21 protein-coding genes are annotated in these 25,189 nt (G+C 60.1%); 18 read left to right on the forward strand and 3 right to left on the reverse strand.

What is annotated here, in order from left to right:
- Positions 1 to 21: 21 nt before the first annotated feature.
- From dnaE to ispD, 8 genes are all read left to right on the forward strand, one after another.
- Complete coding sequence (gene dnaE / locus MF4836_RS09225) at positions 22 to 3,543, forward strand: DNA polymerase III subunit alpha (protein ID WP_078470076.1); 3,522 nt, start codon at positions 22 to 24, stop codon at positions 3,541 to 3,543.
- A 152-nt stretch (positions 3,544 to 3,695) separates the two neighbouring features.
- A complete protein-coding gene (locus MF4836_RS09230) occupies positions 3,696 to 4,643 on the forward strand; it encodes an acetyl-CoA carboxylase carboxyltransferase subunit alpha (RefSeq protein WP_078470077.1) in 948 nt (315 codons plus the stop codon).
- A gap of 120 nt (positions 4,644 to 4,763) precedes the next feature.
- On the forward strand, positions 4,764 to 6,080 hold the full coding sequence (gene tilS / locus MF4836_RS09235; RefSeq protein WP_078470078.1) for a tRNA lysidine(34) synthetase TilS: 1,317 nt from the start codon (positions 4,764 to 4,766) through the stop codon (positions 6,078 to 6,080).
- A 274-nt stretch (positions 6,081 to 6,354) separates the two neighbouring features.
- Positions 6,355 to 7,986 (forward strand): CTP synthase, encoded by a 1,632-nt coding sequence (locus tag MF4836_RS09240; protein ID WP_020296606.1) that lies wholly within the window; start codon positions 6,355 to 6,357, stop codon positions 7,984 to 7,986.
- A gap of 6 nt (positions 7,987 to 7,992) precedes the next feature.
- Positions 7,993 to 8,838 (forward strand): 3-deoxy-8-phosphooctulonate synthase, encoded by an 846-nt coding sequence (gene kdsA / locus MF4836_RS09245; protein WP_020296605.1) that lies wholly within the window; start codon positions 7,993 to 7,995, stop codon positions 8,836 to 8,838.
- A gap of 156 nt (positions 8,839 to 8,994) precedes the next feature.
- A complete protein-coding gene (gene eno / locus MF4836_RS09250; RefSeq protein ID WP_078470079.1) occupies positions 8,995 to 10,284 on the forward strand; it encodes a phosphopyruvate hydratase in 1,290 nt (429 codons plus the stop codon).
- Positions 10,285 to 10,456: 172 nt separating this feature from the next.
- Positions 10,457 to 10,735 (forward strand): cell division protein FtsB, encoded by a 279-nt coding sequence (gene ftsB, locus MF4836_RS09255; RefSeq protein ID WP_011059544.1) that lies wholly within the window; start codon positions 10,457 to 10,459, stop codon positions 10,733 to 10,735.
- Positions 10,732 to 11,439 (forward strand): 2-C-methyl-D-erythritol 4-phosphate cytidylyltransferase, encoded by a 708-nt coding sequence (gene ispD / locus MF4836_RS09260; RefSeq protein WP_078470080.1) that lies wholly within the window; start codon positions 10,732 to 10,734, stop codon positions 11,437 to 11,439. The genes ftsB and ispD overlap by 4 nt, the downstream gene beginning before the upstream one ends.
- Before the next feature lie 171 nt (positions 11,440 to 11,610).
- On the opposite strand, the gene MF4836_RS09265 is transcribed toward ispD, so the two are convergent.
- A complete protein-coding gene (locus MF4836_RS09265; protein ID WP_078470081.1) occupies positions 11,611 to 12,510 on the reverse strand; it encodes a LysR substrate-binding domain-containing protein in 900 nt (299 codons plus the stop codon).
- Positions 12,511 to 12,618: 108 nt separating this feature from the next.
- Here MF4836_RS09265 and MF4836_RS09270 point away from each other — a divergent pair, with 108 nt between their 5' ends.
- The 8 genes from MF4836_RS09270 (at position 12,619) to rpoS (ending at position 19,823) form a co-directional block, all read left to right on the forward strand.
- Positions 12,619 to 13,731, forward strand: a complete 1,113-nt coding sequence (locus MF4836_RS09270) for an S-(hydroxymethyl)glutathione dehydrogenase/class III alcohol dehydrogenase (RefSeq protein WP_020296601.1) — start codon at positions 12,619 to 12,621, stop codon at positions 13,729 to 13,731.
- Between the two features lie 93 nt (positions 13,732 to 13,824).
- Positions 13,825 to 14,670, forward strand: a complete 846-nt coding sequence (gene fghA / locus MF4836_RS09275) for an S-formylglutathione hydrolase (protein WP_078470082.1) — start codon at positions 13,825 to 13,827, stop codon at positions 14,668 to 14,670.
- Between the two features lie 52 nt (positions 14,671 to 14,722).
- Positions 14,723 to 15,196 carry a 2-C-methyl-D-erythritol 2,4-cyclodiphosphate synthase gene (ispF, locus tag MF4836_RS09280; protein WP_020296599.1) on the forward strand — a complete coding sequence of 158 codons (474 nt, stop codon included), beginning with the start codon at positions 14,723 to 14,725 and terminating at the stop codon, positions 15,194 to 15,196.
- Positions 15,193 to 16,251, forward strand: a complete 1,059-nt coding sequence (gene truD / locus MF4836_RS09285; RefSeq protein ID WP_078470083.1) for a tRNA pseudouridine(13) synthase TruD — start codon at positions 15,193 to 15,195, stop codon at positions 16,249 to 16,251. Before ispF ends, truD begins: the two co-directional genes overlap by 4 nt.
- Entirely contained in the window at positions 16,239 to 16,988 is a 750-nt protein-coding gene (gene surE, locus MF4836_RS09290) for a 5'/3'-nucleotidase SurE (protein WP_078470084.1), read from the forward strand. The genes truD and surE overlap by 13 nt, the downstream gene beginning before the upstream one ends.
- A 41-nt stretch (positions 16,989 to 17,029) precedes the next feature.
- Positions 17,030 to 17,665: a protein-L-isoaspartate(D-aspartate) O-methyltransferase gene (locus tag MF4836_RS09295; protein ID WP_177326767.1), complete on the forward strand. Its 636-nt coding sequence runs from the start codon at positions 17,030 to 17,032 to the stop codon at positions 17,663 to 17,665.
- 211 nt (positions 17,666 to 17,876) lie between these two features.
- On the forward strand, positions 17,877 to 18,710 hold the full coding sequence (locus tag MF4836_RS09300) for a peptidoglycan DD-metalloendopeptidase family protein (RefSeq protein ID WP_020296595.1): 834 nt from the start codon (positions 17,877 to 17,879) through the stop codon (positions 18,708 to 18,710).
- A gap of 105 nt (positions 18,711 to 18,815) precedes the next feature.
- Complete coding sequence (gene rpoS / locus MF4836_RS09305; RefSeq protein WP_020296594.1) at positions 18,816 to 19,823, forward strand: RNA polymerase sigma factor RpoS; 1,008 nt, start codon at positions 18,816 to 18,818, stop codon at positions 19,821 to 19,823.
- 521 nt (positions 19,824 to 20,344) lie between these two features.
- Here the strand turns inward: rpoS and fdxA are convergent.
- Together fdxA and mutS are read right to left on the reverse strand one after the other, a co-directional pair.
- Positions 20,345 to 20,668 (reverse strand): ferredoxin FdxA, encoded by a 324-nt coding sequence (fdxA, locus tag MF4836_RS09310; protein WP_020296593.1) that lies wholly within the window; start codon positions 20,666 to 20,668, stop codon positions 20,345 to 20,347.
- Positions 20,669 to 20,811: 143 nt separating this feature from the next.
- The gene (mutS, locus tag MF4836_RS09315) at positions 20,812 to 23,391 is read right to left on the reverse strand and encodes a DNA mismatch repair protein MutS (protein ID WP_078470085.1); all 2,580 of its coding nucleotides are present in this window, start codon (positions 23,389 to 23,391) and stop codon (positions 20,812 to 20,814) included.
- 188 nt (positions 23,392 to 23,579) lie between these two features.
- On the opposite strand from mutS, the gene MF4836_RS09320 reads away from it, so the two are divergent.
- Positions 23,580 to 24,323 carry an XRE family transcriptional regulator gene (locus MF4836_RS09320; RefSeq protein WP_078470086.1) on the forward strand — a complete coding sequence of 248 codons (744 nt, stop codon included), beginning with the start codon at positions 23,580 to 23,582 and terminating at the stop codon, positions 24,321 to 24,323.
- Between the two features lie 515 nt (positions 24,324 to 24,838).
- Positions 24,839 to 25,189, forward strand: a complete 351-nt coding sequence (locus MF4836_RS09325) for a phage holin family protein (RefSeq protein WP_020296590.1) — start codon at positions 24,839 to 24,841, stop codon at positions 25,187 to 25,189.

Consider the following 25,189-nt stretch of genomic DNA (forward strand, 5'->3'; position numbering starts at 1 on the left):
GTGCTTACTTACAGGATCACTATGCCGGCTTCATTCGTTCACCTGCGCCTGCACACTGAATACTCACTGGTCGACGGTCTGGTGCGGATCAAGCCGCTGGTCAAGACGCTGGCCGGCATGGGCATGCCCGCCGTGGCGGTCACCGACCAAAACAACATGTGTTCCCTGGTCAAATTCTACAAAGCCTCCATGGGCGCGGGTATCAAGCCGATCTGCGGCGCCGACCTGTGGCTGTCGAACAAGGATCCGGACAACCCACTGAGCCGGATCAGCCTGCTGGCAATGAACGCCGTCGGCTATCGCAACCTGACCGAGCTGATCTCCCGCGGTTTTATCGATGGCCAGCGTAATGGCCAGGTGATTATCGAGCGGGAATGGGTGGCCGAGGCCGCGGACGGCTTGATCATGCTGTCGGCCGCCAAGGAAGGTGAGATCGGCATCGCCTTGATCAGTGGTGACCTGGCGGAAGCCGAGACCCTCGCTCGCGATTGGATGGCGGTGTTCCCGGATCGCTTCTATCTGGAAGTCCAGCGCACCAATCGTCCGAATGACGAAGAGCAGTTGCACGCAGCCGTGGCCCTGGCCGACAAGCTCGGTGCACCGTTGGTGGCGACCAACGATGTGCGTTTCATCAAGCAGGAAGACTTCGAAGCTCACGAAACCCGTGTTTGCATCGGTGAGGGCCGCGCCCTCGACGATCCGCGGCGTTCGAAGAACTACAGCGACCAGCAGTACCTGAAAAGCGCCGATGAGATGGCCGAACTGTTCAGTGACTTGCCCGAGGCGCTGGAGAACTCGGTCGAAATTGCCAAGCGCTGCAATATCGAGGTCAAGCTGGGCACTCACTTCCTGCCCAACTTCCCGATTCCCGATGGCATGACCATCGATGAGTATTTCCGCAAGGTCTCGTTCGACGGCCTGGAAGAGCGGTTGTCGGTGCTGCTGCCCAAAGACACGACCGAAGACTACGAAGCCCGGCGCCAGGTGTACGTCGATCGCTTGAATTTCGAGCTGGATATCATCATCCAGATGGGCTTCCCCGGTTACTTCCTGATCGTTATGGACTTTATCCAGTGGGCCAAGAGCAACGGTGTCCCGGTAGGTCCGGGCCGTGGATCGGGTGCCGGGTCCCTGGTGGCCTACGTGCAGAAGATCACCGACCTCGATCCGCTGGAATATGACCTGCTGTTCGAACGTTTCCTCAACCCGGAACGGGTCTCCATGCCCGACTTCGACGTCGACTTCTGCATGGACGGTCGCGACCGGGTGATCGACTACGTGGCTGAGAAGTACGGCCGCAACGCGGTCAGCCAGATCATCACCTTCGGTTCCATGGCCGCCAAGGCTGTGGTGCGGGACGTGGCGCGGGTCCAGGGCAAGTCCTACGGCCTGGCGGATCGCCTGTCGAAGATGATCCCGTTCGAAGTCGGCATGACCCTGGAAAAAGCCTACGAACAGGAAGAGATCCTGCGCGACTTCATCAAGGTCGATGAGGAAGCGGCGGAAATCTGGGAGATGGCGCGCAAGCTTGAAGGCGTGGTGCGCAACGTCGGCAAGCACGCCGGTGGCGTGGTTATCGCGCCAACCAAGCTGACCGACTTTTCGCCGATCTATTGCGACGAAGAAGGCGATGGCCTGGTTACCCAGTTCGACAAGGATGACGTCGAGGCCGCGGGCCTGGTGAAGTTCGACTTCCTCGGTCTGCGGACCCTGACCATCATCGATTGGGCCCTCAAGACCATCAACCGCGAGCGGGCCAAGGTCGACGAAGAGCCGCTGGATATCGCCTTTATCCCGCTCGACGACAAGCCGACCTACAGCCTGCTGCAAAAGGCTGAAACCACGGCGGTGTTCCAGCTTGAGTCGCGAGGCATGAAGGAGCTGATCAAAAAGCTCAAGCCCGACTGTCTGGAAGACTTGATCGCACTGGTGGCCCTGTTCCGTCCGGGCCCTTTGCAATCGGGCATGGTGGATGACTTCATCAACCGTAAGCACGGTCGCGCCGAACTGGCCTACCCGCACTCGGATTACCAGTACGAAGGCCTCAAGCCGGTACTGGCACCGACTTACGGCATCATCCTGTATCAGGAACAGGTGATGCAGATCGCCCAGGTCATGGCCGGTTACACCCTCGGTGGTGCGGACATGCTGCGCCGGGCGATGGGTAAGAAAAAGCCCGAGGAAATGGCCAAGCAACGTGGCGGTTTCATTGAGGGTTGCGCCACCAATAATATCGACCCGGACCTGGCGGGTAACATTTTCGACCTGGTGGAGAAATTCGCCGGTTACGGCTTCAACAAATCCCACTCCGCAGCTTACGGCCTGGTGTCGTACCAGACCGCCTGGCTCAAGGCTCACTACCCGGCGCCGTTCATGGCTGCGGTGCTCTCGGCGGATATGCACAACACCGACAAGGTCGTGACCTTGATCGAGGAAGTGCGGATCATGAAGCTGCGCCTCGATGCGCCAGACGTGAACACCTCGGAGTTCAAGTTCACGGTGAACGACGAAGGTCGGATCATTTATGGCCTGGGGGCGATCAAGGGGGTTGGCGAAGGGCCGGTAGAGGCCATTACCGAGGCGCGCCAGGCCGGGCCGTTCAAGGACCTGTTTGATTTCTGCGCCCGGGTGGACCTCAAGCGTATCAACAAGCGCACCCTTGACGGTTTGATCCGCAGTGGCGCCCTGGACCGCTTGGGCCCGTATTTCCACGATGAGCCCAAGGCCTATCAGGCCAACATCGACCAGAACCGGGCGGTGTTGCTGACCGCCATGGAAGAAGCGATCAAGGCGGCCGAACAGACGGCCCGGACCCACGACAGCGGCCATGCCGACCTGTTTGGCGGCCTGTTTGTGGAAGAAGACGCCGATGTCTACGCCAATCACCGCAAGGCCAAGGAACTGACCCTCAAGGAGCGCCTCAAAGGCGAGAAAGATACCCTGGGGCTGTACCTGACCGGTCACCCGATCGACGAGTATGAAGGTGAAATCCGACGTTTTGCCCGCCAGCGCATCATCGATCTGAAGCCTGCGCGGGATACCCAGACCGTGGCGGGGATGATTATTGCCCTGCGGGTCATGAAGAACAAAAAGGGCGACAAGATGGGCTTCATTACCCTGGACGACCGTTCGGGGCGGATTGAGGCTTCACTGTTTGCCGAGGCCTTCCATTCGGCGCAGTCCCTGCTGCAGACCGACGCGATGGTGGTGGTCGAGGGCGAGGTCAGCAACGATGACTTCTCCGGCGGCCTGCGCCTGCGGGTCAAGCGCGTGATGAGCATGGAGGATGCGCGGACCAACCTGGCGGAAAGCCTGCGGCTCAAGGTTCATACCGAGGCCCTCAAGGGTGATCAGCTACGCTGGTTGGGCGAGTTGCTCAAGCGTTATCGCGGTGCCTGCCCGGTGACCATGGAATATGCCCGGGATGATTCCAAGGCCTTGCTGCAGTTCGGCGAAGGCTGGCGAATCGACCCGGCGGATGCATTGATTCAAGCCCTGCGTGACCAGTTCGGGCGAGACAACGTCTTCCTCCAATACCGTTGACGGTCAGCGGGCATTCCTTGCGTTATCGGGTTTGCCCTGACCTCGACCCGGATTTTAATCTCGACCTGAACGCGCCTGTCCCTTAAGGTAATGCGCGAATAGACAACCGGCCGACCCAAGCTCTCTTGGATGTCGACCCAAGACGGACGCCTATGAACCCGAATTTTCTAGATTTCGAACAGCCGATCGCCGACCTGCAAGCCAAGATCGAAGAGTTGCGCTTGGTCGGTAATGACAATTCGCTGAATATCGGCGATGAGATCTCCCGCCTGCAGGATAAAAGCAGCACGCTCACCGAGGACATCTTCGGCAAGCTGACCAGCTGGCAGATCGCTCGTCTGGCGCGTCACCCGCGTCGTCCGTACACCCTGGACTACATCGACCACATCTTCACCGAGTTCGACGAGCTGCATGGCGACCGTCACTTCTCGGACGATGCTGCCATTGTCGGCGGGGTTGCCCGTCTGGATGACCAGCCAGTGATGATCATTGGTCACCAGAAAGGCCGCGAAGTCCGCGAAAAGGTTCGTCGCAACTTCGGCATGCCGCGTCCGGAAGGCTACCGCAAGGCCTGCCGCCTGATGGAAATGGCCGAACGCTTCAAGATGCCGATCCTGACCTTTATCGACACGCCGGGCGCCTACCCGGGTATCGACGCCGAAGAGCGCAACCAGAGCGAAGCCATTGCCTGGAACCTGCGTGTCATGGCCCGCCTGAAGACCCCGATCATCGCCACGGTCATCGGCGAAGGTGGTTCTGGCGGTGCATTGGCGATCGGCGTTTGCGACCAGTTGAACATGCTGCAGTACTCGACTTACGCGGTTATTTCCCCAGAAGGTTGCGCGTCCATCCTCTGGAAAACCGCCGAGAAAGCCCCGGATGCCGCCGAAGCCATGGGTATCACTGCCGAGCGTCTCAAAGGCCTGGGCATTGTGGACAAGGTGATCGGCGAGCCTCTGGGGGGCGCACACCGTGACCCAGCAGCCGCTGCTGCCTCGATCCGTGCCGAGCTGACTTCGCAGTTGGCGATGCTCAAGGGCATGGACACCGAAACCTTGCTCAAGCGTCGTTATGACCGCCTGATGAGCTACGGTCTCTGATACGCCGTCGCTCCTTCTTGTAGGAGCGAGCTTGCCTGCGGTCCGGACGCGGCGGTGGATCCCTTCACCGCTCCAGCGTCTGCAGCAGGCAAGCCCGGCTCCCACAGGTCCTGTCCGTTGATGAATCACCTATCTGCCCAATTGCTGCATCGCCTGGCTCCTTGGCGTGACGCCTGCGCCTGGCGTATTGCCTATTCCGGCGGTCTGGACTCCACCGTCCTCCTGCACCTGCTTGCCGATCTGGCGCAACAACACCCACTTCCACCGTTGACTGCCCTGCATATCCACCACGGTCTACAGGCTGCGGCCGATGCCTGGCCGGCCCATTGTCAGTCGGTGTGCGACGCGCTGGGGGTGCCCTTGCAGGTCATGCGCGTGCAGGTGCAAGAGGGCGCCAGCCTCGAGCGTGCGGCCCGTGATGCGCGTTACGGCGCCTTTGAGCGCGCAACAGCTGGCAACGAGTTGCTGCTGACTGGGCAGCATCGTGACGATCAGGCGGAAACCTTGTTGTTTCGGCTGTTGCGCGGCGCGGGGGCAAGAGGGCTGGCAGCGATGCCTGAATCCCGCCCTTTGGGCCTGGGGCATTTGCTGCGGCCGTTGCTGGATGTATCGCGGGCCGAACTGCTGCGTTATGCCGATGAGCGTGGATTGAGCTGGATCGAGGATCCCTCCAATCTCGATCAGCAGTTTTCACGCAATTACCTGCGCCACGCGGTGCTTCCCCAGCTCACTGCTCGCTGGCCTCGGGCACTGGCCAGCATGGCGCGCAGCGCGGCGCATTTGAGTGAGGCTCAAGGGCTGCTCGATGAGCTGGCACAGATGGATCTTGCTGCGGCCGACACTGCCAGCGACTTCAGTTGGTTGCGCCTGCCGTCACTGGAGTTGGCTCCCCTGCAAGCGCTTTCTCCCGCTCGCCAGCGCAACGCCCTGAGCCACTGGCTGAGCCTTCGCAGCCGTTTGCCGGATAGCGAGCACTGGGTGGGTTGGGAGACGCTACGCGATGCGGCGCAAGATGGGCGTCCGATCTGGCGCCTGGCAGACGGCGAACTGCATCGAGCCTGCGGGCGGTTGTGGTGGTTGGCGGGCGCCTGGTTGCGCCCGATGCCTGATGCGCCATCCTGGGCAGACATTTCCCGACCGCTGGTGCTACCGGATAACGGGCAGTTGCATATCACCGGCCAGGGGCTCAGGGGACCGTTGCAGGTGGCTTATCGTCAAGGTGGCGAAGTCATGCAATTACCGGGTCGAGGCCATCGCGACCTGAAGCGCTTGCTCAATGAAAGTGGCCTGCCGGCCTTTGCCCGTGGCAGATTGCCGCTGCTGTATCAGGGCGAGCAGTTGTTGGCGGTGGCAAACCTGCCAGGTCTTGTCGCAAACGCCCATGGTTGTTGGCAATTGCATTGGCAGCCGCCGACGAGCGATCAAGGTTTGAGCTGAAAGGCCCTTTCCGGTAGACTACGCTCCCTTCTTGATACAACTTCTGTGGATTCGCCTGAATTGCAGAAGTTGCCGATTACCAAGCAGTCTTTGCTGGGCGATTCCAAAAAATGTGTAGCGAGCAACGTACCGGTGTTTTTGCATCCGGTCTGTCACAACGCGGCGGTTTTTTCGAAAGATGCACTGTGATTAATGCAGGTGATCGGGGGCTTCGGCCTTCCTTCGCTTTCCCCGGCGGCTCGGACCGCTTTAACGCAGACTTCTAGGGTTTTTCATGACGCGCTACATATTCGTCACGGGCGGTGTTGTTTCTTCATTGGGGAAAGGCATTGCCTCGGCTTCATTGGCGGCCATCCTGGAGGCGCGGGGACTTAAGGTCACCATGCTGAAGCTGGACCCGTACATCAACGTCGACCCGGGCACCATGAGCCCGTTCCAGCACGGTGAAGTGTTCGTCACCCACGACGGCGCCGAGACTGACCTGGACCTGGGCCACTACGAGCGGTTCATCCGCACGACCATGACCCAGAACAACAACTTCACCACCGGCCGTGTCTACGAGCACGTGCTGCGCAAAGAGCGCCGTGGTGATTACCTGGGCGCGACCATCCAGGTGATTCCGCACATCACCGACGAGATCAAGCGCCGGATCATCAAGGGCGCCGGCGATGCCGACGTGGCCATGGTTGAAATCGGTGGCACCGTGGGTGACATCGAGTCCCAACCGTTCCTCGAAGCCATCCGCCAGTTGCGTTTCGAAGTCGGCGCCAAGCGCGCGATGCTGATGCACCTGACCCTGGTGCCATACATCGCCACCGCCGGCGAAACCAAAACCAAGCCGACCCAGCATTCGGTCAAGGAACTGCGTTCCATCGGCCTGCAGCCGGACGTGCTGGTATGCCGCTCCGATCACCCGATCGACATCTCGTCGCGTCGCAAGATCGCCCAGTTCACCAACGTTGAAGAACGTGCGGTGATTGCACTGGAAGATGCGGACACCATCTACAAGATTCCGGGCATCCTGCACTCCCAGGGCCTGGATGATTTCGTCGTCGAGCGTTTCGGCCTGCAATGCGGCAGCGCTGACTTGTCCGAGTGGGAAGCCGTGGTTGACGCCAAGCTGAATCCGGAGCACGAAGTCACCATCGCCATGGTCGGCAAGTACATGGAGCTGCTGGACGCCTACAAGTCGCTGATCGAAGCCATGAGTCACGCCGGCATCAGCAACCGGACCAAGGTCAACCTGCGCTACATCGATTCCGAAGACATCGAAAACCAGGGCACCGCGCTGCTCGAAGGTGTCGATGCCATCCTCGTACCTGGCGGCTTCGGTCTGCGTGGCGTGGAAGGCAAGATCACCGCCGTGCAATACGCTCGTGAAAACAAGGTGCCGTACCTCGGCATCTGCCTGGGCATGCAAGTGGCCGTTATCGAGTTCGCACGTAACGTGCTGGGCTGGAAAGACGCCAACTCCACCGAGTTCGATCGCGCCAGCGGTCACCCGGTCGTGGGCCTGATCACCGAGTGGGAAGATGCCACCGGCGCTGTCGAAACCCGCACCGAGGCTTCCGATCTGGGCGGCACCATGCGCCTGGGTGCCCAGGATTGCCTGCTGGAGCCGGGTTCCCTGGTTCACGATTGCTACGCCAAGGACGTGATCGTCGAGCGTCACCGTCATCGCTACGAAGTGAACAACAACCTGCTGCCGCAAATCATGGAAGCCGGCCTGAAAATCTCCGGTCGTTCCGGTGATGGCGCGCTGGTTGAAGTGGTTGAAGCACCGGATCATCCATGGTTCGTCGCTTGCCAATTCCACCCTGAGTTCACCTCGACACCGCGCGACGGTCACCCGTTGTTCAGCGGTTTCGTCAAGGCGGCCTTGGCTCAACACCAGAAGAAGGCATAAACCCTGATGGCCCAGAAGATCATCCGTGTAGGCGATATCGAGATTGCCAACGACAAGCCCATGGTGCTTTTCGGTGGCATGAACGTGCTGGAAAGCCGCGACATGGCGATGCAGGTCTGCGAAGAGTACGTCAAGGTGACCCAGAAGCTTGGGATCCCTTACGTGTTCAAGGCCAGCTTCGACAAGGCCAACCGTTCCTCCGTGACCTCTTACCGTGGCCCCGGCCTGGAAGAGGGCATGCGGATCTTCCAGGACATCAAGCAAGCCTTCGGCGTGCCGATCATCACCGACGTCCACGAGCCTGACCAGGCGGCGATCGTCGCTGAAGTCTGCGACATCATCCAGTTGCCGGCCTTCCTGTCGCGCCAGACCGACCTGGTGGTCGCGATGGCCAAGACCGGTGCGGTGATCAACATCAAGAAAGCCCAGTTCCTTGCGCCCCAGGAAATGAAACACATCCTGAGCAAGTGCGAAGAAGCGGGTAACGATCAGTTGATCCTCTGCGAGCGCGGTTCCAGCTTCGGCTACAACAACCTGGTCGTCGACATGCTCGGCTTCGGCATCATGAAGCAGTTCGAATACCCGGTGTTCTTCGACGTGACCCATGCCCTGCAGATGCCGGGCGGCCGTGCCGATTCGGCGGGTGGTCGTCGGGCCCAGGTCACCGACCTGGCCAAGGCCGGTATCAGCCAGTCCCTGGCTGGCCTGTTCCTGGAAGCCCACCCGGACCCGGACAACGCCAAGTGTGACGGTCCTTGCGCCCTGCGCCTGGACAAGCTCGAGCCGTTCCTGGCTCAGCTCAAGGCGCTGGACGAACTGGTGAAGAGTTTTCCGACGGTAGAAACCGCCTAAAACCGATTTCTCCGGTAAAGTACCGCACGATTATTTCTCAGGCCCTCGGGCCTGAGCCTTATCGTCTGCAAGCCTGCCCGCTGCCCATCACTTGCCGACGGTAAAGAGATTTCCTACAGCTGCGTCGTTTTCGTCAACTTTGGAGTGTTTACAACAATGGCAAAAATCGTCGACATCAAAGGTCGTGAAGTTCTCGACTCCCGTGGCAATCCCACCGTCGAAGCGGACGTGCTTCTCGATAACGGCATCATCGGTAGCGCCTGCGCGCCGTCCGGTGCTTCCACCGGCTCGCGTGAAGCGCTCGAGCTGCGTGATGGCGACAAGAGCCGTTACCTGGGCAAAGGCGTGCTCAAGGCTGTAGCCAACATCAACGGTCCGATCCGCGACCTGCTGCTGGGCAAAGACCCAAGCGACCAGAAAGCGCTGGATCACGCGATGATCAAGCTCGACGGCACTGAAAACAAAGCCACCCTGGGCGCCAACGCGATCCTCGCTGTATCCCTGGCTGCGGCCAAGGCTGCTGCACAGGACCAGGACCTGCCGCTGTACGCCCACATCGCCAACCTCAATGGCACCCCAGGCGTGTACTCGATGCCGGTTCCAATGATGAACATCATCAACGGCGGCGAGCATGCCGATAACAACGTCGATATCCAGGAATTCATGGTGCAGCCGGTTGGCGCCAAGTCTTTCTCGGAAGGCCTGCGCATGGGCACCGAGATTTTCCATCACCTCAAGGCTGTGCTGAAGGCCCGTGGCCTGAGCACTGCAGTAGGTGACGAAGGTGGTTTCGCGCCGAACCTGGCATCCAACGAAGATGCTTTGAAAGTGATCTCCGAAGCCGTGGCCAACGCCGGTTACACCCTGGGCACTGACGTGACCCTGGCTCTGGACTGCGCGGCCAGCGAATTCTATGAAGACGGCAAGTACAACCTGTCCGGTGAAGGCCACGTATTCACTTCCGAAGGTTTTGCCGACTACCTCAAAGGTCTGACCGAGCGTTACCCGATCATCTCCATCGAAGACGGCCTGGACGAGTCCGACTGGGCCGGCTGGAAAGTCCTCACCGACAAGATCGGCGAGAAAATCCAACTGGTAGGCGACGACCTGTTCGTGACCAACACCAAGATCTTGAAAGAAGGCATCGACAAGAAGATCGCCAACTCGATCCTGATCAAGTTCAACCAGATCGGCACCCTGACCGAAACCCTGGAAGCCATCCAGATGGCCAAGGCCGCCGGTTACACCGCCGTCATCTCGCACCGCTCCGGTGAAACCGAAGATTCGACCATTGCCGACCTGGCCGTGGGCACTGCGGCTGGCCAGATCAAGACCGGTTCGCTGTGCCGTTCCGATCGCGTTTCCAAGTACAACCAATTGCTGCGCATCGAAGAGCAATTGAATGGCAAAGCCAAGTACAACGGTCGCAGCGAGTTTCGCGGCTAAGCGGTAGATGGTAAAAAGACACCGGATTGTGTCGGAAAAATCGCTATAGCGGCTTTTTTGCCTCTAATCTGATGCCTTATGAGCACAAGCCTGGTTCTTCCAGGCTTCGTGCTATCAGTAGGTTCGAAGTTGTAGGCATGGCTGTCTTTTTTCACTGGATACCCGATATTCGATGCGCAGTCCCAATTGGTTGTTCCTCGTCTTGCTCTTGCTGCTGGCTGGCCTGCAGTACCGCCTGTGGGTGGGGAATGGCAGTTTGGCGCAGGTAGCTGACCTGACTCAGCAGATTGCCGATCAGCACGCCGAAAACGAGCGTTTGCTGGAGCGTAATCGCGTACTCGATGCGGAAGTCATGGAGTTGAAAAAGGGCATGGAGACCGTTGAAGAACGGGCTCGCCATGAGTTGGGCATGGTCAAGGAGGGCGAGACCCTCTACCAGTTGGCCCAATGATCGAGCGTTTGCCGGCCTTCTGGGCCGTGATTCCTGCCGCGGGCGTTGGTGCCCGTATGGCCGCGGACCGCCCCAAGCAGTATTTGCAGCTGGGCGGACGCACTATTCTTGAACACAGCCTCGGCTGTTTCCTCGACCATCCCTGCCTCAAGGGGCTGGTGGTCAGTCTCGCTGTCGACGATCCCTTCTGGCCGACCCTGGCCTGTGCCCATGACTCGCGGATTCAGCGCGTGGACGGTGGGCAGGAGCGCTCCGGTTCGGTCCTCAATGCCTTGTTGCACCTGCATGCCCAGGGCGCGGCGGATGAGGACTGGGTGCTGGTGCATGACGCGGCTCGGCCCAACCTGACCCGCGATGACCTGGACAAGCTGCTCGGTGAATTGGCGGACGACCCCGTGGGCGGCTTGCTTGCCGTGCCGGCTCGGGACACCTTGAAGCGCGTCGACAAGCACGGCCGTGTGGTGGAAACCGTCGATCGCAGCCTGATCTGGCAGGCCTACACGCCACAGATGTTTCGCCTGGGCGCTTTGCATCGGGCATTGGCTGACAGCCTGGTGGCGGATGTGCTGATCACCGACGAAGCCTCGGCAGTGGAATGGTCGGGCCAGGCGCCACGCCTGATCGAAGGGCGTTCGGACAACATCAAAGTCACCCGCCCCGAAGACCTCGAATGGCTGCGCCAGCGCTGGGCCAACCGCCGCTGATTGCGTAGCAGCGAACCACCTAGGTACACGTAAGGGCCAGCGCAGCCTGCGGCAGCGGCTACATACGTCGCCCCCGTAGCCGCTGCCGAGCCCGCGAGGCTGCGCTGGCCCTGATCAACACCGGCTCTCTCCCAGATTCAGCCCAACGCCCAAGAGGCCCCGCGTCAGCCGCTACAAATCTTGGTACTCGGGGCGTTGGACCAGGCCTTGCTTGAGGTAATCCACCAGCTTGCGCACCTTGGGCGACAAATGCCGCTGTTGCGGATACAGCGCCCAGACGGCGGTATTTGGCGGTTGGTGGGCCTCCAGCAGGGAGATCAACGTACCGCTGCGCAGGTGTTCGAGCACGTAGTAGTCCGGCAACTGACACAACCCAACCCCTTGCAGCGCCGCGTCCAGTACTGCCTGCCCACTGTTGCAGCGCCAATTACCCTGCACCCGCTGGGAAAACTCCCGCCCGTTCTGTTCCAGTTGCCAGATATCCGAGCTGCCGATCAGGCAATTGTGTCGGCTCAACTCCGACAGGCTATGGGGGCGCCCGTAGCGCTCCAGATACGATGGCGAGGCGCACAGGTACATGCGCCGCGGCGCCAGGCGCGTGGCCACAAGGCGTGAATCCTGGAGCCGCCCCAGGCGAATCGCCAGGTCCAGCCCCTCATGCACCAGGTCAAGTGGGCGATTGCTGAGCTCGATGTCCACCCGCAGTTGCGGATATAGGCCCATGTAGCGGGTCACCAGCGGCACGATAAAGCGCTCGCCATAAGCCACGGCGCAGGTCATGCGCAGCATGCCTTTGGGCTCGCTGGTCAAATCACCCACGGCGCGCAACGCTTCCTCGCGGCCGTCCTGCAGGCGCTGGCAATGTTGAAGAAACGTCTGACCCGCCTCGGTCAAGGTGACGCGGCGGGTACTGCGGTAGAGCAGGCGAGTTTGCAGGCGCTCCTCGAGGCGGGCAATTTGCCGGCTGATATGGGAGGAGGACACCCCCAGGCGCTCGGCTGCTGCAGTGAACTGGCTGTATTCGGCCACTGCGACAAACTCGTCGATGCCCTCCCAGCGGTTTTCACTCATGTCGATTATCCCTGTACAGCAATAATGTTTTGCTTTTGCTTGGATTATTAATCGTTCAGCGGTGTTTTACACTGCGCGTCTCGTTTTTATTCATTGGAGACCCCCAGGATGATCAAGTCGCGCGCTGCCGTTGCCTTCGAGGCCAAGAAGCCTCTCGAAATCGTCGAAGTCGATGTGGCCATGCCCAAGGCCGGTGAAGTCTTGCTGCGGGTGGTCGCTTCCGGTGTGTGCCATACCGATGCCTACACCCTGTCCGGCGCCGATCCGGAAGGTATCTTCCCGTCGATTCTGGGGCACGAAGGCGGGGCCGTGGTTGAAGCCATCGGTGAAGGCGTGACCTCGGTTGCAGTCGGCGACCACGTCATCCCGCTGTACACCCCGGAATGCGGCAAGTGCAAATTCTGCCTGTCGGGCAAGACCAACCTCTGTCAGGCAATTCGCGCCACCCAGGGCAAAGGCCTGATGCCGGACGGCACCACGCGCTTTTCCTACAAGGGTCAGCCGATCTTCCATTACATGGGCACCTCGACCTTCTCCGAATACACCGTGCTGCCGGAAATCTCTGTCGCCAAGATCCCGAAAGAAGCACCACTGGAAAAAGTCTGCCTGCTGGGCTGCGGTGTCACCACCGGTATCGGCGCGGTGATCAACACCGCCAAGGTAAAGCCCGGCGATACCGTGGCCATCTTCGGCCTGGGCGGTATCGGCCTGTCGGCCGTGATCGGTGCGGTCAAGGCCAAGGCGGCGCGGATCATTGCCATTGACATCAACCCGGCCAAGTTTGAAATCGCCAAGCAACTGGGCGCTACCGACTGCGTCAACCCGAAAGACTTCGATCGTCCTATCCAGGAGGTCATTGTCGACATGACCGATGGCGGCGTGGATTTCTCCTTCGAATGCATCGGCAACGTGCAGTTGATGCGTGCGGCGCTGGAATGCTGCCACAAGGGGTGGGGCGAGTCGGTGATCATCGGCGTTGCCGGTGCCGGCCAGGAAATTTCCACCCGTCCATTCCAGCTGGTCACCGGGCGCGTCTGGCGCGGTTCGGCCTTTGGTGGCGTGCGCGGTCGTTCCGAGCTGCCAAGCTACGTAGAAATGGCCCAGAGCGGCGAGATCCCCTTGGACACCTTCATCACCCACACCATGGGCCTTGAAGACATCAACAAGGCTTTCGACCTGATGCATGAAGGTAAAAGCATTCGTACCGTCATTCATTTCTGAGGAGCAGCGGGGAGTTGCAAGCTGTCAGCGGCAAGTGGTTCCAGCGGTCTTGCCACTTGAAGCTGATGGCCTGCAATTGCCTCTGGAGGTCCTATGAGCTTGGAAAATATTTCGTGTCAAAAGAGCTTTGGCGGCTGGCATAAGCGCTACAAGCACCACTCCCAGGTCTTGGGCTGCGACATGGTGTTTGCCGTGTACCTGCCGCCGCAGGCGGAGGCGGGGAGCAAGCTGCCGGTGCTGTACTGGTTGTCCGGGCTGACCTGCACGGATGAAAACTTTATGCACAAGGCCGGCGCGATGCGCATGGCTGCAGAACTGGGGCTGATCATCGTTGCCCCGGACACCAGCCCCCGGGGCCCCGGCGTGCCGGCGGATCCCGACGGTGCCTGGGATTTTGGGCTGGGTGCCGGGTTCTACCTCAATGCAACCCAGGAGCCCTGGGCCCAGCACTACCGGATGCACGACTACGTGGTGCAGGAGCTGCCGGCATTGGTCGAGGCGCATTTTCCGGCCTCGGACAAGCGCGGTATCAGTGGGCACTCCATGGGCGGGCACGGGGCCTTGGTCTGCGCCTTGCGCAATCCCGGGCGCTACCTGTCGGTGTCGGCCCTTGCGCCGATCAGCAACCCGATGGATTGCCCATGGGGCCAGAAGGCCTTCTCCCGTTACCTGGGCGAAGAGCGTTCGCGCTGGCGTGAGTGGGATGCCAGCGTGCTGATCGCCGAAGCTAGCGAGAAGCTGCCGCTGCTGGTGGATCAAGGCGATCGGGATGATTTCCTGGCGACCCAGCTCAAGCCGGAAGCCTTGCAGCAGGCGGCAAAGGCCGCGGGTCATCCGCTGACCCTGCGTTTGCAACCGGGCTACGACCACAGCTATTTCTTCATCGCCAGTTTCATCGACGACCACCTGCAGCATCACGCGCGTGCTCTTAGCGCCTAATGTCCGACAAAGCAGGTAGAATCACGCCCTGACTAAATCGGGGCGTTTTTTTATGCGTATTGGCCACGGCTATGATGTGCACCGTTTTGCTGAAGGCGACTTCATTACTCTGGGCGGCGTGCGAATTGCACACAGCTTCGGGCTGCTCGCCCATTCCGACGGTGACGTGGTACTCCACGCCTTGAGCGATGCCTTGCTCGGTGCTGCGGCGCTGGGCGATATCGGCAAGCATTTTCCGGACACCGATCCGCAATTCAAGGGCGCCGACAGCCGTGTGCTGCTGCGTCACGTGGTCGCACTGATCCACGGCAAAGGCTGGAAAGTCGGCAATGTCGACAACACCATCGTGGCCCAGGCGCCGAAGATGGCACCCCATATCGAAGCGATGCGCGCGCTGATTGCCGCGGATCTGCAAGTTGAACTGGATCAAGTGAACGTGAAAGCTACCACCACCGAAAAACTCGGCTTTGTCGGTCGCGAAGAAGGCATCGCGGTGCACAGCGTCGCCTTGTTGCTGCGCGCATGACGGAACAGGAATTGCTGGGCCCGCGGGCCTATGGCCAGGCGTTGGGCAGCGCGGTGCTGAAAGCCAGCGCCGAGGATTTCCAGGTCGACGAAGTGCTGGATATTCCGCTGACGGGTGAAGGCGAGCATCTGTGGTTGTGGGTGGAAAAGCGTGGCCTGAACACCGAAGAGGCGGCCCGGCGGATTGCCAAGGCGGCGGGTGTGCCTTTGCGCACCGTCAGCTATGCCGGCCTCAAGGATCGCCAGGCGCTGACCCGGCAGTGGTTTAGCGTGCAGTTGCCCGGCAAGGCCGACCCCGATCTTGCCGCGGCGGAAAACGACACCCTGAAGATCCTCAAGGCCGCCCGCCACAAACGCAAGCTGCAACGCGGTGCCCATGCCGCCAATGGCTTTACCCTGCGTCTGACCCAGCTCAAGGCCGACCAGGCCGCTATCGACGAGCGCCTGAAACTGATCGCGCAACAGGGCATTCCCAATTACTTCGGTGCCCAGCGCTTCGGCCATGACGGCGGCAACCTGGTGGACGCCCGCAGTTGGGCGGCACGCAAGGCCTTGCCGGAGCAACGTAATGTGCGCTCGCGTCTGCTTTCGACGGCCCGCAGCTATGTGTTCAACCAGGTGCTGGCGGCGCGAGTGGCTGATGGCAGCTGGCAGCGTGCCCAGGTCGGCGATTTGCTGGCGTTCACCGACAGCCGCAGTTTTTTCCCGGCCGGTGAGGCGGAATGCAGTGATCCAAGGCTGGCGATTCTTGACCTGCACCCGACCGGGCCGCAGTGGGGGGAGGGCGAATCGCCCGCCGCCGGTCTGACCCATGCCCTGGAGCAGCAAGTCGCTACACGCGAGGCTGACCTGTGCGATTGGTTGATAAAAGCCGGAATGAGCCACGAACGTCGCATCCTGCGGCTGCCCATTGGCGGGTTGACGTGGCATTATCCCGAGCCTGACATTCTGCAATTGGAATTCGTCCTGCCGGCTGGATGCTTCGCCACCGTATTGGTGCGCGAACTGGTCGATCTGGTGCCGGTAGGGCAGACGGACAGCCCATGCGTATTCTGATTTCTAACGACGATGGGGTAACAGCACCCGGTCTCGCCGCGCTTCATGCTGCGCTGGCGGATTATGCCGAATGCGTGGTTATCGCCCCGGATCAAGACAAAAGCGGCGCCAGCAGCTCGCTGACGCTCGACCGTCCGCTGCATCCGCATACCTTGAGCAATGGCTTTATCGGTATCAACGGTACGCCGACCGATTGCGTGCACCTCGGCCTCAATGGCCTGCTTGAGCGCGAGCCGGACATGGTGGTTTCCGGGATCAACCTGGGGGCGAACCTGGGAGATGACGTGCTGTATTCCGGCACTGTCGCGGCTGCACTCGAGGGGCGTTTCCTTGCGCTTCCGGCCTTTGCCTTTTCGCTGGCATCGCGCCAGGTCGAGAACCTGCCCACTGCCGCCTATTTCGCGCGCAAGCTGGTGGAGGCCCATGGCTCGCTGGATCTGCCGCCGCGTACAGTGCTGAACGTGAATATTCCCAACTTGCCACTCGATCATATTCGCGGCATTCAGCTGACTCGCCTGGGCCATCGTGCACGTGCGGCGGCGCCGATGAAGGTGGTTGATCCGCGCGGCAAGGCCGGCTACTGGATTGCCGCCGCCGGCGACGCCGAAGACGGCGGCCCGGGCACGGACTTCCATGCCGTCATGCAGGGTTACGTGTCCATCACTCCGTTGCAGCTCGATCGCACCTTCAGCGATGCATTCAACAGCCTCGATGGCTGGCTGGAGGGGCTGCGCTGATGGCTCGTGAGCAAGACGATTTGCTGCGTCGCGGTATCGGAATGACTTCCCAACGCACCCGCGAGCGGCTGATTCAGCGCCTGTACGACGAAGGCCTGTCCAACGCCCAGGTACTGGAAGTCATCCGGCGTACGCCACGCCATCTGTTCGTCGATGAAGCATTGGCGCACCGCGCCTACGAAGACACCGCACTGCCGATCGGCCACAACCAGACCATTTCCCAGCCCTACATGGTGGCGCGCATGAGCGAGCTGCTGCTGGCTGCCGGGCCCCTGGACAAGGTGATGGAGATTGGTACGGGGTCGGGGTATCAGACGGCAGTACTTTCGCAATTGGTCGAGCGCGTGTTTTCCGTCGAGCGCATCAAGGTGCTGCAGGATCGGGCCAAGGAGCGCCTGGTCGAGTTGAACCTGCGCAATGTGGTATTCCGTTGGGGCGATGGTTGGGAAGGTTGGCCGGCGCTGGCGCCCTACAACGGCATCATCGTGACCGCTGTCGCCACCGACGTGCCCCAGGCGTTACTGGATCAACTGGCTCCTGGCGGGCGTCTGGTGATCCCGGTCGGCGCCGGCGAAGTCCAGCAACTGATGCTGATTGTCCGTGAAGAGCAGGGCTTTTCACGGCATGTGCTGGGTGCCGTGCGGTTTGTGCCGTTGCTCAATGGCCCGCTGGCCTGAGCATTTGTTTACGCGGGGTGAATTCTGTTTGATCGGCTGTGTCTTACAGCCGGACGAATCAAGAAACCCGCCATGTGCCCCCGCAAGCCTGGTGGTGCGTCCAATGATTTGGTCAAGCCCACGGTAAAGCGCGAGCGGCCAGTTATACTGGCGACACTTGATGCCCGAATCGGGCAGCTTTCATATTCCACCACCACAAAGGGAGCGGCGGGTGAGTCTCACGGTCATTGCGCAGCGTATGGGTACCACAAGCTTTCAGCGACTGATGATCGGCTTTGTCTTGAGTTCCTTGTTGGTCGGCTGTTCCAGTACCAAATCCAGCAGCGTCGGCGTGGTTGACCGCAACAATGCGGCCCCACAGCGCCCGACCGTGACCACTGGGCAATATGCCGTCAGGCGTGGCGATACCTTGTTCTCGATCGCCTTTCGTTACGGCTGGGACTACAAGGCACTGGCGGCGCGCAACAACATTCCCGAGCCCTACACTATTCACCCTGGGCAGACGATCCGTTTTGACGGCCGTACAGGCTCGGCGCCAACGACAGTTGTCACTAGTTCACAATCAACCGCCTCTTCTTCGAGTAAAACTACGGTCACACGGCGCCCTGTTGGCGCCTCGCCAACGATTGCGAGCAAGCCGGCGCCGGCGCCATTACCGCCTGCAGGCCCCGCCCCGACTGGCTGGGGCTGGCCTTCGAACGGTATTTTGATTGGTAAATTCTCTTCAAACGGTAGTTTGAATAAAGGCATTGATATCGCCGGGGATTTGGGACAGCCTGTTTTAGCTGCGTCTGATGGGACGGTGGTTTACGCCGGGAGTGGCTTAAGGGGCTACGGCGAATTAGTCATCATCAAACACAGCGATACCTACGTCAGTGCCTACGGTCATAACCGCAGGTTGTTGGTTCGGGAGGGGCAGCAGGTCAAAGTCGGACAGACAATTGCCGAAATGGGGTCAACTGGTACAGACCGGGTGAAACTGCACTTTGAGATTCGCCGACAAGGGAAACCTGTAGATCCGCTGCAATTCTTGCCACGTCGTTGATCGGTTACCAGCCTGTTCCGTCACGTAGAGGGAACAGGCTCCAGCGTTGCCAAGGATAAAGGCGCCGCTTGAGCTTGAGGTCGAACTCACCAAAGGACTATAACAATGGCTCTCAGTAAAGAAGTGCCGGAGTTTGACATCGACGATGAGGTGCTCCTTATGGAGACCGGCATCGCTATGGATTCGATGTCGAATAATGAAGGGGCTGCACCGCCTTCCGTTCGCGCCAAATCCAAACACTCCGCAACGCTTAAGCAACACAAGTACATTGATTACACGCGAGCGCTCGACGCGACGCAGCTGTACCTCAATGAGATCGGCTTTTCCCCGTTGCTCTCCCCGGAAGAAGAAGTCCACTTTGCGCGACTGTCGCAGAGCGGTGACCCGGCCGGCCGCAAGCGCATGATTGAAAGCAACTTGCGACTTGTGGTGAAAATCGCCCGACGTTATGTCAACCGCGGTCTTTCCTTGCTGGACCTGATCGAAGAGGGCAATCTGGGGCTGATCCGGGCGGTGGAAAAATTCGATCCGGAGCGTGGTTTTCGCTTCTCGACCTACGCGACCTGGTGGATTCGTCAGACCATCGAACGCGCGATCATGAATCAGACCCGCACCATTCGGTTGCCGATTCATGTGGTCAAAGAACTCAACGTCTACCTGCGGGCCGCACGTGAGCTAACTCAAAAGCTCGACCATGAACCTTCCCCCGAAGAGATCGCCAACCTGCTGGAAAAACCAGTGGGAGAGGTCAAGCGCATGCTGGGCTTGAACGAGCGGGTTTCTTCGGTTGATGTCTCGCTGGGTCCGGATTCGGATAAAACCTTGCTGGACACCCTCACCGACGACCGTCCAACTGACCCTTGCGAGCTGCTGCAGGATGACGACCTGTCCCAGAGCATCGATCAATGGCTGTCAGAGTTGACCGACAAGCAGCGTGAAGTCGTCATCCGGCGCTTCGGCTTGCGCGGTCATGAAAGCAGCACCCTTGAAGACGTAGGGCTCGAAATCGGTCTTACTCGGGAACGAGTCAGACAGATTCAGGTAGAAGGTCTGAAACGCCTGCGGGAAATCCTTGAGAAGAACGGCCTTTCCAGCGAGTCATTGTTCCAATAATAGCGCTGGCCGCCGTAGTCGATAAAAAGCCCCGACCTGTTCGGGGCTTTTTTATGGGCTATGGAATGTTTTTAGCAAAGGAGATGCACTGCCAAATGGGAGTAGTTAGAAATCGCGTGTAAGCCAAAGCCTACTCTTTCGTAAGTGTTTGGGCTCTAACGGCTTGGAAGTTGCCCTTTTATGTGTGGGTATTTTTCTAAGTAATTGATTTATATGTATTTATTTTTATGTGGCGGTTGAGTAAAGGCACTTCTTACAGGGTCGGCAGCAGTTGCTACCTGGCTGAAAGACTTTAATATCAGCCCTGTGTCGACGGATAGACACTGCCATCAAGGACGATGGTCAGGGACATCGCAGGAAGCGATTCATCAGGACGATGAAAAGGACTACAGGGAATAGGGAAAAATGTGGGCGGGTCATACCGCCCCTTTTTTTCGCCTGTAAAAAAGTGACAGTAGAAAAGCTCTTTCCCTGAAAAGCAAAAAGGCCCGCAAGGGGCCTTTTCGGGAACGCGGCGGTAATCAGCGTTCGAGGTCTTTGATCTTGCCTTTGACGCCATCCCACTCTTCGGCATCCGGCAACGATTCTTTCTTCTCAGTGATGTTGGGCCAGATCTCGGCCAGTTCAACGTTCAGCTGAATGAATTCCTGCATCTCGTCCGGGACTTCGTCTTCGGAGAAAATGGCTACAGCTGGGCATTCAGGCTCGCACAGCGCGCAATCAATGCACTCATCCGGGTGAATCACCAGGAAGTTCGGGCCTTCGTAAAAGCAGTCCACCGGACAGACTTCTACGCAGTCGGTGTACTTGCACTTGATGCAGTTGTCGGTGACGACGAAGGTCATTTCTAATTCTCTCCTCAGGCGGCGGCAGCGGAGCCCCTTCATGACGGGGTCGCCAGGTTTGGGAGCGATAGTCTGCGGACCAGGCTTAAAAGTCCGCAGCATCCCAAACCGCGCGAGATTCTAACAGCTTGAAGGCGTCTGCGTTAGATGCGTGTCTTCAATGTATAGAGCATTTCCAATGCCCTACGTGGCGTCATGTCGTCCAGATCGAGCTTGGCCAGGTCTTCAAGCACCGGATGAGGCAGGCTGGCGAACATGTCGCTTTGCTGTGGAACCGACGTTTTTTCCGAAGCCGGGCGTGCGACTTCATGGGGCAGGCTGGTGGTTTCCAGACGGCTCAGGTGCTCGCGGGCACGCAGGATCACCTCGCTCGGCACCCCAGCCAGCTGGGCCACGGCCAGGCCGTAGCTCTGGCTGGCCGGCCCTGGCAGCACGTGGTGCAGGAAGACGATACGTTCGTTGTGCTCAGTGGCATTGAGGTGCACGTTGGCTACCAGCGGCTGGTTTTCCGGCAGCACCGTCAGCTCGAAGTAGTGGGTGGCGAACAGTGTGTAGGCGCGCAGGTGGGCGAGACGTTCTGCCGCAGCCCAGGCCAGGGAAAGACCGTCAAAGGTACTGGTGCCGCGGCCCACTTCGTCCATCAGCACCAGGCTGCGTTCGGTGGCGTTGTGCAGGATGTTCGCGGTTTCGCTCATTTCCACCATGAAGGTCGAGCGGCCGCCCGCCAGATCGTCGCTGGAACCGATCCGGGTGAAGATCCGGTCCACCAGTGACAGCTCGCAACTGGCGGCGGGTACGAAGCTGCCGATATGGGCCAGCAGCACAATCAAGGCGGTCTGACGCATGTAAGTGGATTTACCGCCCATGTTCGGACCGGTGATCACCAGCATGCGGGTGTTGTCATCCAGGCTCAGGTCATTGGCCACGAACGGCGTGCTCAGCACCTGCTCGACCACCGGGTGGCGCCCCTGGCTGATGCGCATGCAGGGCTCGCTGACAAAACGCGGGCAATTCAGGTCAAGGTTCAGCGCACGCTCTGCCAGGTTGCTCAGCACGTCCAGCTCGGCCAGGGCCGCGGCGGTGTCCTGCAAGGGCGGCAGGTGGCTGATCATGGTCTCCAGCAGGGCCTCGTAGAGCATTTTCTCGCGGGCCAGTGCCCGGCTCTTGGCGGACAAGGCCTTGTCTTCGAATTCCTTGAGCTCTGGGGTGATAAAGCGCTCGGCGCCCTTGAGGGTCTGGCGTCGGATGTAGTCCGCCGGAGCCTGTTCGGCCTGTTTGCTTGGCAGCTCGATAAAGTAGCCATGAATGCGGTTGTAGCCGACCTTCAGGTTGGCGAGGCCGGTGCGGGCTTTTTCCCGGGCCTCAAGATCGATCAGGAACTGCCCGGCGTTCTCGCTCAAGGATTGCAGTTCATCGAGCTCGACGTCGTAGCCGGTCTTCAGCACGCCGCCGTCGCGGATGACCGCCGGTGGATTGTCGATGATGGCTTTTTCCAGCAGCGCCGCGAGCTCCGGGTAGGTGCTGGTGGTCTGTGCCAGTTGAGTGAGGTGCGGGCCTTCCAGTTCGGTCATTGCCACTTGCAATTCGGGCAGCGCCGCCAACGCGTCACGCAGGCGTGCCAGGTCGCGCGGACGGGCATTGCGCAGGCCGATACGGGCGAGGATCCGCTCGATATCGCCGATCTCTTTCAGCTGCGGTTGCAGCTTCTCGAAGCGATAGCCATCCAGCAGGCAGGTAATCGAGGTCTGCCGCGCCTGTAGGACCTTGAGGTCACGCAGCGGACGGTTCAGCCAGCGAGTCAGCAGGCGGCTGCCCATGGCGGTCTGGCAACGGTCGACCACCGATTGCAGGGTGTTGTCGCGGCCGCCGGCCAGGTTGGTGTCCAGCTCCAGGTTGCGCCGGCTTGCGCCGTCCAGCACCACGGTGTCGTCCAGGCGTTCGTGCCGCAGGCTGCGCAAATGGGGCAGGGCGGTGCGCTGGGTTTCCTTGGCGTAACTGAGCAGGCAACCGGCGGCGCCGATGGCCAGGGTCAGGTTCTCGCAGCCAAAGCCCTTGAGGTCCTGGGTCGAAAACTGCTGGCACAGGCTCTTGTGGGCCGAGTCACGCTCGAAGTCCCAAGGCGCGCGACGCCGCACACCACGACGCTTCTCTGCCGGCAAACCCTGTGGCCAGTCATCCGGGATCATCAGCTCGACCGGGTTGACCCGCTCCAGCTCCGCCAACAGGTTTTCCCAGCCTTTGATCTCCAGCACGGTGAAGTTGCCGCTGGTAATGTCCAGGACCGCCAGGCCAAACAGACGCTCGTCACCCAGCACCGCGGCGATCAGGTTGTCGCGGCGTTCATCGAGCAACGCCTCGTCACTGACCGTGCCCGGGGTGATGATGCGCACCACCTGGCGGTCCACTGGACCTTTGCTGGTGGCCGGGTCGCCCACTTGTTCGCAGATCACCACCGACTCGCCGAGCTTGACCAGCTTCGCCAGGTAACCTTCCGCCGCATGGTAAGGAATGCCACACATCGGAATCGCCTGGCCCGCCGACTGCCCGCGTGCTGTCAGGGTGATGTCGAGCAGCTTGGCGGCCTTCTTGGCGTCTTCGTAGAAGATTTCGTAGAAGTCGCCCATGCGATAGAACATCAACTGATCAGGGTGCTGGTTCTTGAGGCGCCAGTACTGCTGCATCATCGGTGTGTGAGAGGACAAGTCTGAGAGTGCTTTATTCATCGGGTAGGTAGGCAAATTCGTTGAAAGTGGTGGGGCAAGGGCGGGGCGTCGGCCCGGCGTTTCCGCGATGGGCACAAGGTTACCATGGGCGGTCGGCCCTTCGCAGGCGTGAGGCCGTAGGTTGTTTCTGAAAAGAATGCATAAAATATGCAAATCAGCATTTGTCATCGGCGAAAGGAACGAGCAATATGCGCGTTATGCAAAAACGCAATGTTTCTACCGTCTTAAGAGAACTGCTCGATCGCAACGGAATCTCCCCTACGGAGCTTCACCGTCGAACCGGCGTGCCTCAATCCACACTCTCGCGGATCCTCAGCGGCAAGATCGTTGATCCGTCGGACAAGCACATCTCGCGCATCGCCGAGTACTTTCAGGTCAGTACCGATCAACTGCGCGGGCGCGCTGAGATTGCCCCAGGCCGCGCGGCGATTGGCGACGAGATACATTCCGAACTCAAGGACATAAGTCTGTGGGACGACGATACACCTGTCGATGACGACGAGGTCTCGGTCCCCTTTCTTCGAGAGGTTGAATTGGCTGCAGGATCAGGAAGATTCGTCATCGAGGAAAGCGAGCGCGCCAGCCTGCGTTTTGGCAAGCGCAGCCTGCGCCATAACGGTGTGCAGTTTGACCAGGCCAAGTGCGTCACAGTGCGCGGCAACAGCATGCTGCCGGTGCTGCGCGACGGCGCCACCGTGGGCGTCAATGCCGGCAAGTGCGGTATCGGCGACATCGTCGATGGCGACCTCTACGCCATTAACCATAATGGCCAGTTGCGGGTGAAGCAGCTGTATCGCCTGCCTACCGGCATTCGCCTGCGCAGCTTCAATCGCGACGAGCATCCGGATGAGGACTACAGCTTCCAGGAAATCCAGGAAGAGCAGATCACCATCCTCGGCCACGTCTTCTGGTGGGGCATGTACGCCCGCTAACCGAACCGCCGTCAGATAAAACCCGCCACCGAGCGGGTTTTTTTTCGCCTGCAGAAAAGCCGTGAGCCTTGTGCGGCAAGGGCTTCATGCATGCGTGCATTTCTTGCGCATAAATAAATGCATTTATGCATTGACTGTATATGCATACATGCATATTCTTTGTCTCAAGCCGCTCAACAACGGCGAGCAACACCGCTCTTTAGTGGCAAAGCAAAGGCAGCGATGAACCGGCCTCAACGGTTCAGAGGGTTGGCAACTGACCCGGGTGTGCAGCGTAAAGCACCAGAAGCAGTTATCCGGCGGACAGGGTCGCGGTCGGAGGAACAATTTAAATGGATCCGTACCGCGCCAGTAGCGCCGAAAGATCAGAAGGACCGCATTACTGAAAAGCCTGGGCAACCGGGCTTTTTGGAATGCCTGCCTAACTGTATGCACCTTGGCGATACAGGCTCACAGCAGCACCCGCATTATTTTTCCGGCCAATGAATTGGCTTTTCCCGCACTGGAGGCAAGACATGACAAACGAGCAACAAGCGTTGCTGGACATGCCGATCTGGCTGGTCATCGTCCTCGCCCTGGTGGGTGGCGTGTCCGGCGAGATGTGGCGCGCTGACAAGGAGGGTGCCCGCGGCTGGCTGCTGGTGCGACGACTGGCCTTGCGCTCCGGCGCCTGCGTGGTCTGCGGCGTCTCGGCGATCATGCTGCTGTACGGCGTCGGCGTGTCGATCTGGACCGCCTGCGCACTCGGTTGCCTGACCGCCATGGCCGGCGCCGATGTGGCCATCGGCCTTTATGAACGTTGGGCGGCCAAGCGGATTGGGGTGTGCGAGGTGCCACCGCGGGACTCTCACTCTGATCAGCCTTGA

It is taken from the genome of Pseudomonas sp. MF4836 (assembly GCF_002018875.1).
Taxonomy (GTDB): domain Bacteria; phylum Pseudomonadota; class Gammaproteobacteria; order Pseudomonadales; family Pseudomonadaceae; genus Aquipseudomonas.